This window comes from Rhodococcus sp. NPDC003348 (assembly GCF_053589375.1).
On the sequence record NZ_JBSFRT010000045.1, the window covers coordinates 40,443 to 51,290 of the forward strand.

8 protein-coding genes and 1 riboswitch are annotated in these 10,848 nt (G+C 70.3%); of the genes, 5 read left to right on the plus strand and 3 right to left on the minus strand.

Annotated features, from left to right (window positions below; genetic code table 11):
* Positions 1-71: 71 nt before the first annotated feature.
* The 4 genes from ACWDU4_RS23675 to ACWDU4_RS23690 all read left to right on the plus strand — a co-directional run bounded on the left by ACWDU4_RS23675 (position 72) and on the right by ACWDU4_RS23690 (position 3,563).
* Positions 72-1,814, plus strand: a complete 1,743-nt coding sequence (locus ACWDU4_RS23675; RefSeq protein WP_450116378.1) for a SulP family inorganic anion transporter — start codon at positions 72-74, stop codon at positions 1,812-1,814.
* Between the two features lie 3 nt (positions 1,815-1,817).
* Entirely contained in the window at positions 1,818-2,213 is a 396-nt protein-coding gene (locus ACWDU4_RS23680; protein ID WP_450116379.1) for a DUF5313 family protein, read from the plus strand.
* A gap of 44 nt (positions 2,214-2,257) precedes the next feature.
* The gene (locus tag ACWDU4_RS23685) at positions 2,258-3,085 is read left to right on the plus strand and encodes an alpha/beta fold hydrolase (protein WP_450116380.1); all 828 of its coding nucleotides are present in this window, start codon (positions 2,258-2,260) and stop codon (positions 3,083-3,085) included.
* Positions 3,086-3,263: 178 nt separating this feature from the next.
* Complete coding sequence (locus ACWDU4_RS23690; protein WP_450116381.1) at positions 3,264-3,563, plus strand: hypothetical protein; 300 nt, start codon at positions 3,264-3,266, stop codon at positions 3,561-3,563.
* A 26-nt stretch (positions 3,564-3,589) separates the two neighbouring features.
* On the opposite strand, the gene cobJ is transcribed toward ACWDU4_RS23690, so the two are convergent.
* The 3 genes from cobJ to cobG are packed head-to-tail and all read right to left on the minus strand — an operon-like array spanning position 3,590 to position 6,938.
* Positions 3,590-5,125 (minus strand): precorrin-3B C(17)-methyltransferase, encoded by a 1,536-nt coding sequence (gene cobJ / locus ACWDU4_RS23695; RefSeq protein ID WP_450116382.1) that lies wholly within the window; start codon positions 5,123-5,125, stop codon positions 3,590-3,592.
* A complete protein-coding gene (locus tag ACWDU4_RS23700; RefSeq protein ID WP_450116383.1) occupies positions 5,125-5,751 on the minus strand; it encodes a precorrin-8X methylmutase in 627 nt (208 codons plus the stop codon). The genes cobJ and ACWDU4_RS23700 overlap by 1 nt, the downstream gene beginning before the upstream one ends.
* A 29-nt stretch (positions 5,752-5,780) precedes the next feature.
* On the minus strand, positions 5,781-6,938 hold the full coding sequence (cobG, locus tag ACWDU4_RS23705) for a precorrin-3B synthase (protein ID WP_450116384.1): 1,158 nt from the start codon (positions 6,936-6,938) through the stop codon (positions 5,781-5,783).
* A gap of 9 nt (positions 6,939-6,947) precedes the next feature.
* Positions 6,948-7,084: riboswitch (cobalamin riboswitch) on the plus strand.
* 35 nt (positions 7,085-7,119) lie between these two features.
* Here cobG and ACWDU4_RS23710 point away from each other — a divergent pair.
* The gene (locus ACWDU4_RS23710; RefSeq protein ID WP_450116385.1) at positions 7,120-10,761 is read left to right on the plus strand and encodes a cobaltochelatase subunit CobN; all 3,642 of its coding nucleotides are present in this window, start codon (positions 7,120-7,122) and stop codon (positions 10,759-10,761) included.
* Positions 10,762-10,848 lie beyond the last annotated feature (87 nt).

Genomic DNA, 10,848 nt, shown 5'->3' on the forward strand with positions numbered 1-10,848 from the left:
CATTTTTGTGGATTGCCAACATTCGTAACTAGCGAGATGGCGAGACTCTCGGCATACCGAGGAAGCTGCACATGTCTGAACTTGGAAACCCGAACGGGCCCGCGAACGCGACCAGCCCTGCCGGTGGCCGCGTCCCCGGCGCTGTTCGGACGGTCGCCGAACTCCTCCCCAGGTGGAGCGAGTGGAAACCCGCGGTCCGCACACCCGGCGCCGATCTGCTCTCCGGCCTCATCGTGGCGCTGGTCGCGCTGCCATTGGCGTTGGGCTTCGGTGTCAGCTCCGGCCTCGGCGCAGCCGCGGGTCTGACGACAGCGGTCATCGCCGGAGCGGTCGCGGCAGTGTTCGGAGGTTCCCGCTTCCAGGTGTCCGGCCCAACCGGGGCGATGACAGTGGTCCTGGTGCCGATCGTGGCCGAGTACGGTCCGGAGGGCGTGCTTGCGGTCGGGTTGATCGCGGGGGTGGTTCTGGTCGGGTTGGCGTTTGCGGGCGTAGGCCGAGCCGTCCGATACATGCCCGCCCCCGTCATCGAAGGATTCACCGCGGGTATCGCCATCGTCATCGCTCTCCAGCAGGTGCCGGCCGCCCTGGGAATCACCGGTGCCGAGGGCGAGAAGGTGTGGCAGTCTGCGTTCGATGCCGTGCGCAAGTTCGTGGCGGATCCGTCGATCTTGGCGCCGTCCATCGCGCTGGTGGTCGCCGTGGCGATTCTCATCGGCGGACGCTACTTCCCGAGGGTCCCGTTCTCCCTCTTCGCGATCGCAGTCGCGACAGTCGTCGCGCAGCTGTTCGGTTTGGACATCGCGCGCATCGGCGCCATTCCGTCCGGCTTCTCCGCGCCGACTCTGAGCTTTCTACACCTGGGAAATCTCGCCTCGCTGCTTGCGCCGGCCCTCGCCGTGGCAGCACTCGCGGCACTCGAGTCGCTCTTGTCGGCGACCGCCGCCGATTCGATGGGAGTCGGCACGCGCCACAACCCCGACCGGGAGCTGCTCGGGCAGGGCCTGGCGAACATCGCCGCACCGCTGTTCGGAGGCGTCCCGGCAACCGGCGCGATCGCCCGGACCGCGGTCAACGTCCGCTCCGGCGCCCGCACCCGGCTCGCGGCCCTGACCCACGCACTCATCCTTGCCGCGATCGTGTACCTGGCCGCAAGTCTCGTCGCCGACATCCCTCTCGCCGCCCTCGCCGGGGTGCTCCTGGCCACCACCGTCCGGATGGTCGAAACTGCCTCGATCCTCGCCATCGCCCGAGCCACTCGCGCCGACACCATCGTGATGATCGCAACGTTCCTCGTCACCGTCGTTTTCGATCTGGTCACCGCAGTCGCCGTGGGCGTCGGATTCGCCGCGATCCTCGCATTGCGGGCGGTCGCCAAGGCAGCGCGGATCGAGCAGGTGCCACTGGAGCAGGACGAGCACCTGGCCGAGGAACACGAACTTCTGCGCGAGCACATCGTCGCCTACCGCATCGACGGCGCGTTGTTCTTCGGAGCGGCCCACCGATTCCTCCTCGAACTTGCGGAGGTCTCGGAGGTGAAGGTCGTGATCCTGCGCATGTCGCGGGTGACAGCCCTCGACGCCACGGGCGCCATGGTCCTCAAGGATGCCATCACCAAACTCGAACACCGTCACATAACCGTGTTGATCTCGGGCATCAGGCCAGAACATGTGCGCCCACTTGAAGCCCTCGGCGTGTTCACCACCACAGACAGCGAGGACCGGCACATCTTCGACACGACGCCACGCGCCATCAGCTATGCGCGGATGCTCGTCCTTCCCGACAGCCACTACGCCTCCACCAGTACAGAGGACTGACCGATGCCAGGAATCCAATCCACCACCGACACACCGACGATGCGCCAGTATCTCGGTTACCTCACCGGCCGCACCCTGCCGCCACACCTCCACGACTGGGTCGTCCACGACGTCACGGGGCCCGGCTCAACCCACCGCTACGTGATCCGCTGCGTCGTCCCCCTCGTGCCCGTTCTCGCGGCCCTGATGCTGATCCCCGGTCCGTGGGTGATCCGAATCGGCATGGTCCTTCTGCTGTTCCTCCCGTTCGTCTACTTCCTGTTCGCGCTGAAGAACATCTACCTGCGTCACCGCCTCGTCAGCCACGGCCTCGATCCGCAGCTCCTCGCCAAGCACAAGCAGCAGCGGCTCGACAAGGAACGCGAGGGATACGAGACCCGATACCGATCTGCCCCCTAGCCGACGGCCGCCCGCCACCCACGATGACAAGGAGTCACTCGGACATGCCCATCGCCACCCTCAACGGAATCCGACTCAACTACACCGTGACAGGCACCGGTCCACTGGTTGTGCTGGTCATGGGGAGCGGCAGCCCGGGCCGCGTCTGGAACACATACCAGGTCCCAGCCCTGGTGAAGGCCGGATTCCGGGTCGTCACCTTCGACAACCGCGGGATCGCTCCCTCGGACGAGGGCACGGACAACATGAGCATCGACGATCTGGCAGCCGATACGGCCGCACTGATCGAACACCTCGACGGGGCGCCTGCACATGTCGTCGGGGTCTCGATGGGAGCGCGCGTGGTCCAGGAACTTGCGATCGCGCGTCCGGACCTGGTTGCGAAGGCTGTCATGCTCGCCGCCACCGGGAGACCGCATCCGGTCGAGACCACCCTCAATCTGGGGCGGCAGGCCCTTCACGACCAGGGAGTGGAACTGCCACCGAAGTATGCCGCAGCAGTGAACGCACTCTTGCACCTGTCGCCGCGGACACTCTGCGACCCCGAGAAGGCGCAGGAGTGGCTGGACATCTTCGAATTCTCCGCCGCACCGCGAACCACGGCGGGCGTGCGCGCCCAGCTCGGCATGGACCGATCACGCAATCGGCTCGGCGATTGCGCCAGTATCACCGCGCCCACCCTGGTCATCGGCTTCGCCGACGATCGCATGACGCCGCCCGCCCATGGCCGCGAGGTTGCCGACGCCATTCCCGGCGGCCGCTACGAAGAGATCGCCGACTGCGGCCACTACGGATACCTCGAGAGGCCCGACGAGATCAACCAGCGACTCGTGGACTTCCTGACAGGTGTCGGGCCATCGATAGCCGGATGAACGCATAGCTCACCGGAGGCCGGTCGGTGTGCAAGAGGTCCGCGGCACCCAATCGGCATTCAGCAGGCAACGGCGCGGGGGCGCGGCTGGTTCCGATGTCGGTCGTGTTGTGGCGCCCGTCACCGCGGTCTAGCTTCGAGTGGGGACGTCCTGACGTCGATCCGGGAGGAAGTGTCCTGTGACGCAATCCGAGCATCACCCTCACACCGATCACGACCACGAGCACGGGCCCGGCTGCGGGCACGTCGCGGTGCCGCACGGCGACCATGTCGACTACGTCCACGACGGACACTTGCACCGCGTGCACGCCGGCCACGTCGACGAGTGCGAGACCGCGGAGCACTCCGTGCACGGCAGCCACGAACACCACCACGGCGAGGGCTGCGGCCACGTCGCGGTGCCGCACGGCGACCACGTGGACTACATCCACGACGGCCACCGGCACGCCGAGCACGGCGATCACTACGACGAACACTGACGCCGCGTCGGCGGCGCGGGTACCGGTCAGCCGGGGTAGCGCCGCGGCGTGAACACCTTCCGCTCACCGCCGGAGTCGACGATCGTCGTCTGCGAAGAGCCGACGATCAGCAGCGTGCGCATGTCCACCTCGGACGGCTCGAGGTCGCCGAGCGGAACGATCCGCACGCTCTCCTCCGGCCCGGCGACGTCGCGGCCGACGATCACCGGGGTATCGGGGGAGCGGTGTTCGAGCAACAGGTCCTTCATCGCCGCGACCTGCCAGGTCCGGGACTTCGACGCCGGGTTGTAGACGGCCATCGCCATGTCGGCGGCGGCGACCGCGGAGATCCGCCGCGCCACCACGTCCCACGGCTTGAGCCGATCGGAGAGGGAGATCATCGCGTAGTCGTGGCCGAGTGGGGCGCCGACGCGGCTGGCGACGGCGTTCGCGGCGGTCATGCCGGGCAGGACCCGCACGGGCACGTCGCGCCACTGCTCGTCGGCGGCCATCTCGATCACGGCGGCCGCCATCGCGAACACGCCGGGATCGCCCGACGACACGACGGCGACGCGAGCCCCGCGCTTGGCGAGATCCAAAGCCATTGCGGCGCGCTCGGATTCGACCTTGTTGTCGCTGGAGTGCCGGTTCTGTCCGGGCCGCACCGGTACCCGGTTCACATAGGTGGTGTAGCCGACGACATCGGTCGCCAGAGCAAGTTCGTCGCGCACCTCGGGGGTCGTCCACGCGTCGTCGCCGGGCCCCAGCCCGACGACCGTGACACACCCCGTCGCTTCGCTCGCCCCGGTCACACACCCCGTCGCTTCGCTCGCCCCGGTCACGCTGTCACGCTGCGCCGCAGGATTGTTCGACGGGCTGGGCACGATGGCGATGGAGAAGTACGGCACCTGCGACTCGTCGACGTCGGCGGCGCGCAGGACCCGCTGCTTGTCGGTGCTGGCGCGTTCGACGTACGAGGCCTCGCCGAGGCGGCCGGAGTCCGCCAGCGCCTGCCGCACAGCGGGGAAGGTGCGGCCGAGCTTCAGGATCGCGGCCGAGTCGGTTTCCCGCAGCCGCCTCGTGAGCTCCTCGGCGGGCAGCGTCCCGGGCAGCACGGTGAGCACCTCGTCCCGTTCGACCAACGGCACCCCGAGCGCCGCGGATGCCGCGCTGATGGAGGTGACGCCGGGGATCACCTCGGCGTCGAAGCGGTCGCACAGTCGCTTGTGCATGTGCATGTAGGAGCTGTAGAAAAGCGGATCCCCGGCGGCGAGCAGGGCGACCGTCCGGCCCGCGGCGAGATGCGCGGCGAGGGTCTCCGACGCCTCCGCGTAGAAGTCGTCGATCGCGCCCTGGTAGCCGCCTGGATGGTCGACGGTCTCGGTGGTCACCGGGTAGACCAGGTGCTCCTCGAGCTGTCCCTCGCGCATGTACGGGGCGGCGACGGCGCGGGAGATGCTGCGGCCGTGACGGGCGCTGTGGAACGCGATGACGTCGGCCTCGCCGATGATCCGCGCGGCCTTGACGGTGACCAGTTCCGGGTCGCCGGGGCCGAGACCGATGCCGAAGAGTTTGCCCGCCATCACTCGACCTCGCTGGCGATCGCGTTCAGTGCGGCGGCGGTGATCGCGCTGCCGCCACGGCGTCCCCGCACCACGATGTACTCGATGTCGCCGGCGCGGAGGATCAGGTCCTCCTTGGACTCGGCGGCACCGATGAATCCGACCGGGCAGCCGATGATCGCCGCCGGCTTCGGTGCGCCCTGGTCGATCATGTCGAGTAGGTGGAACAGCGCGGTGGGGGCGTTGCCGATCGCGACGACCGCACCTTCCAGCTTGGGCCCCCACAATTCCAGCGCCGCCGCCGAGCGGGTGTTGCCGAGACGGTCGGCGATCACCGGCACCCGCGGATCGCCGAGCATGCACACGACATCGTTCCTGGCGGGCAGGCGCTTTCGCGTCACCCCCGACGACACCATCGTCGCGTCACAGAAGATCGACGCCCCGTTGCGGAGCGCGGCGCGGGCCGCGGACACCACGCCGGGCGTGAACGCGACGTCGTCGACGAGGTCGACCTGACCGCAGGCGTGGATCATCCGCACGACGGCCTGTGAGACGTCCGCGGGGAACCGGGTGAGGTCGGCCTCGGCCCGGATCGTGGCAAAGGACTGACGGTAGATCTCGGCTCCGTCGCGGATGTAGTCGGTCATGGCTCCCCACGATATGGGGCGATCCACGCTCAGCGTGCGGGTGGGTCCACCCGGTAGCCGTCGCCGGTGGCGACGACGTCGGTCACCTCGCCACGCGGCCGGCCGCACCGCCGCTCACACCCGGACCAGTGCTGGCGGCCCTCCGCGGGAAGTCGACCGGACTGGACGGCGTCGGTCGCATCGCCCCGCACGTCCGCGAGGGACTTCGCGCAGCCTGGCCTGCCCGTGCAGGCGCTGACCTGCAGCCACGTCGAGTTCGCGTCGAAGATCAGGCCCATCGGGGCGAGGACGCGGACGACCTGTTCGGCGACCCCTTCGTCGAGGTCGTGCAGCAGGATCGACCGCCACGACGTGACCGTGATCGGTGCCTCCACGGCGACCAGGAAGTCCGCCAGGCGCGCAGGCAGCACCCCGAACCGCACGCCGGCGGCGAGGGTGACCCCGCCGTCGGGCTGATCGAGCCAGCCGATCGGACCCGCGGACTCGGGTCCGGTCAAGGCGATCGGCTCGGCGGTCGCCCCGAGGCCCAGCCGATCGAGCAGCAGCCGCGGTCCGCCGTCGATCTCGTGCAGACGCCACCGCGTGCCGCGGATCTCGTGCAGCGCCCGCGCCGCGTCCAGCAGCATCGCGACCCCGTCGTCGGCGGGCAGCCGCACCCCGTGGTCGGCGCCGGCGAGCACCAGCGCCACCTGGTCCGGGGAAACCGCATGGAGCCCGAGGTCGGCGCTCAGCGCGGAGACGTCGCCGCGGCCGTCGTCGAGCGTGAAGAGCACCCGGCCCGGCAGGTCCGCGAGGCGCGGGTCCCCGCACAGCCCGGCGTCCAGCGCCCGCACCCAGCCGCGGACGTCGACGAGTCCGCCGATCCGCCCGGACAACGGGGTGGCGAGGATGTTCCGCACCCGTTCGTGGGTAGGCGACGGCAGCAACCCCGACTCACGGAGCCGGCCCGCGAACGCGTCGGGGTCGGCGACCGCGCGGAGCTGGATGTTGCCGCGGGAGGTGAGTTCGAGCTCCCCGTTGCCGAGGTCGCGGGACGCGTCCGCGAGGACCTGCAACTGAGCTGCGGTGATCGCGCCGCCGGGCAGCCGGACCCGGGACAGGGCGCCGTCGGCGGCCTCGTGCACCTGAAGAGCCCCTGGACAGGCGTCGGGTCGGGACCGGGCAGGTGCGGATTCGGTATCGGACATCACCCACCAGCCTACGGGGGCCGTGCCGGTAGCATCAGCGGCGATTGCGGCAGCTCGTGAGGAAACCGGTGCAAATCCGGTGCGGTCGCGCCACTGTGACCCGGGTGTTCCCGGGGAGTCAGACCCTCCGACGCTGCCCACCGAACCGAGTGGGGCGCGAAACCCCGAGGAGGCCAGCCCTGTGATCCTGTTGCTGTCGACGTCCGACACCGACCTGCTCAGTGCACGAGCCAGTGGCGCCGACTACCGGTGGGCGAACCCCGCGCGGCTGCTCGTCGACGACGTGCCCGGGCTGATCGACGGCGTCGACCTGGTGATCGTCCGCATCCTCGGCGGCCGCCGGGCCTGGGAGGAGGGCCTGGACGCGGTCCTCGCCGCCGGGAAGCCCACCGTCGTGCTCGGCGGCGAACTCGCACCAGACGCGGAACTGATGGAACTGTCCACGGTGCCTGCCGGGGTGGCGGCGCAGGCGCACACCTATCTCGCCGAGGGCGGCGCGGCGAACCTGGCGCACCTGCACGGGTTCCTCTCGGACACGGTGCTGCTGACCGGCGTCGGGTTCGAGGCCCCGGCGCACACCCCGACGTGGGGACACCTCGACCGTCCCGGGTTCCCTGATGTCACATCGGGTCACCTGACGACCCCCAATGTGACATCACGGAACCCGACCGTGGCGGTGCTCTACTACCGCGCGCAGCATCTCGCCGGGAACACCGCCTACGTCGAGGCGCTCTGCCGCGCGATCGAGGACCGCGGCGCCCGGGCCCTGCCGATCTTCTGTGCCTCGCTGCGCACCGCGGAACCGGAACTGCTCGACGTCCTGGGCGCCGTCGACGCGATGGTCGTGACGGTGCTCGCGGCCGGCGGCAGCAGGCCTGCGGGCGCGTCCGCGGGGGAGGACGACGAGTCGTGGGACGTCAGCGCGCTCGCCGCGCTGGACGTGCCGATCCTGCAGGGCCTGTGCCTGACCGGCAGCCGGGAGGCGTGGGAGTCGAACGACGACGGCCTGTCCCCGATGGATGTCGCGACGCAGGTCGCGGTGCCCGAGTTCGACGGCCGGATCATCACGGTCCCGTTCTCGTTCAAGGAGATCGACGAGGACGGACTGACCACCTACGTACCGGACGCCGAGCGTGCCGCCCGGGTGGCCGGGATCGCCGTCCGGCATGCGCGGCTGCGGCACGTTCCCAACCGGGACAAGCGGATCGCGCTGATGCTGTCGGCGTACCCGACCAAGCACGCCCGGATCGGCAACGCCGTCGGATTGGACACCCCGGCCAGCGCGATCGCGCTGCTGGCCGCGATGCGCGAGGCCGGATACGACCTCGGCCCGGCGGACGGGGAGGACGCGCTGCCCGGCCTCGCGGCCGGTGACGGTGACGCGCTGATCCACGCACTGATCGCGGCCGGCGGACAGGACCCGGACTGGTTGACGGCGGAGCAGTTGGAGGGCAACCCGATTCGCATCTCCGCGGCCCGTTACCGCGACTGGTTCGCGACTCTGCCCGCGGACTTCCGCGAGGCCGTCGAAGAGCACTGGGGCGCGGCGCCCGGCGAACTGTACGTCGACCGGACGTCCGACCCGGACGGCGAGATCGTGATCGCGGCGCTGCGGGTCGGCAACGTGGTGCTGATGGTGCAGCCGCCCCGCGGGTTCGGGGAGAACCCGGTCGCGATCTACCACGACCCCGACCTGCCGCCGAGCCACCACTACCTGGCGGCGTACCGGTGGATCGCAGCTGATGCGGGTGCCGGAGGTTTCCAAGCGGACGCGATCGTGCATCTCGGCAAGCACGGCAACCTGGAGTGGCTGCCCGGCAAGACCCTGGGCATGTCCGCCTCGTGCGGCACCGACGCCGCGCTCGGCGAGCTGCCGCTGATCTACCCGTTCCTGGTCAACGACCCGGGCGAGGGCACCCAGGCCAAGCGCCGCGCGCACGCCACCCTGGTCGATCACCTGATCCCGCCGATGGCGCGCGCCGAGTCGTACGGCGACATCTCCCGGCTCGAGCAGCTGCTCGACGAGCACTCGAACATCTCCGCCCTCGACCCGTCGAAGCTGCCCGCGATCCGCCAGCAGATCTGGACGCTGATGCGGGCGGCGAAGATGGACCACGACCTCGGCCTGGCCGAACGCCCCGAGGAGGACGTGTTCGACGACATGCTGCTGCACGTCGACGGCTGGCTGTGCGAGATCAAGGACGTGCAGATCCGCGACGGGCTGCACGTGCTCGGGCAGGCGCCCGTGGGGGCCGCCGAGGTCGAACTCGTTCTCGCGGTACTGCGCGCGAAGCAGATGTGGGGCGGCGAACGAACCGTCCCCGGACTGCGGGAGGCACTCGGTCTGAGCGAGGCCGGTGACGAGGCCCGCGGACGAGTCGACCAGATCGAGGAACTCGCCCACGGCCTGGTCGCCGCGCTGCAGCGGTCGGGCTGGGATCCCGCCGCCGCCAAGGAGGTCGGTGCCGAGCACGGTGCCGACGTCGTCCGGGTGCTCGAGTTCGCCGCCGCGGAGGTGGTGCCGCGGCTGCGCGGCACCGGTCGTGAGATCGACCAGGTGCTGCGCGCGCTCGACGGCCGGTTCATCGAACCGGGCCCCAGCGGTTCGCCGCTGCGCGGACTGGTGAACGTGCTGCCCACCGGCCGCAACTTCTACTCGGTGGACCCGAAGGCCGTGCCGTCCCGGCTGGCGTGGGAGACCGGGCAGGCGATGGCGGAGTCGCTGCTCGCGCGTTATCTCGCCGATCACGGCGAGTACCCGACGTCGGTGGGTCTGAGCGTGTGGGGCACCTCGGCGATGCGCACCTCGGGTGACGACATCGCCGAAGTGCTTGCGCTGCTGGGCGTCCGGCCGGTGTGGGACGAGGCGTCCCGCCGTGTCACCCGGCTCGAGGTGATCGAGCTCGCCGAACTGGGCCGGCCCCGCGTGGACGTGACGGTCCGGATCTCCGGCTTCTTCCGGGACGCGTTCCCGCACGTGCTGGCGCTCCTCGACGACGCCGTCCGGATGGTCTCGGCGCTCGACGAACCGGCCGAGCAGAACTTCGTCCGGGCCCACGCGCAGGCGGATCTCGCCGAGCACGGCGATGAGCGACGCGCCACCACCCGCATCTTCGGGTCCAAGCCGGGCACCTACGGTGCCGGGCTGCTGCAGCTGATCGACTCGAAGTCCTGGCGCGGCGACGCCGATCTGGCGCAGGTGTACACCACCTGGGGCGGCTACGCGTACGGTCGCGGCCTCGACGGCGCCCCGGCCGCGGACGACATGCGGACGGCGTACCGGCGAATCGCGGTCGCGGCCAAGAACACCGACACCCGCGAGCACGACATCGCCGACTCCGACGACTACTTCCAGTACCACGGCGGCATGGTCGCGACCGTGCGCGCGCTGACCGGCAAGGACCCGGAGGCGTACATCGGCGACAGCACCCGACCGGACGCGGTGCGCACCCGCACCCTCTCGGAGGAGACGTCGCGGGTGTTCCGGGCGCGGGTGGTCAATCCGCGCTGGCTCGAGGCGATGCGCCGCCACGGCTACAAGGGCGCCTTCGAGATGGCCGCGACGGTGGACTACCTGTTCGGGTACGACGCCACCACCAACGTCGTCGCGGACTGGATGTACGAGAAGCTCGCGCAGACGTACGTCCTCGACGAGCAGAACCGCGAGTTCATGACGCAGTCGAATCCGTGGGCCCTGCACGGGATCGCCGAGCGCCTGCTCGAGGCTGTCGAACGGGACATGTGGTCGGAGCCGGCGCAGGACGTCCTCGACGGGCTGCGACAGGTGTACCTGGAAACCGAGGGCGACCTCGAGGACCGCTGACACCGGGTCGGGGGGGGGGGGCGCGGGCCCCACCCCCACCCGCCCCACCCGCCGCCCCGCCCCGGGCCGCGGCCGCCCCGCCACAAC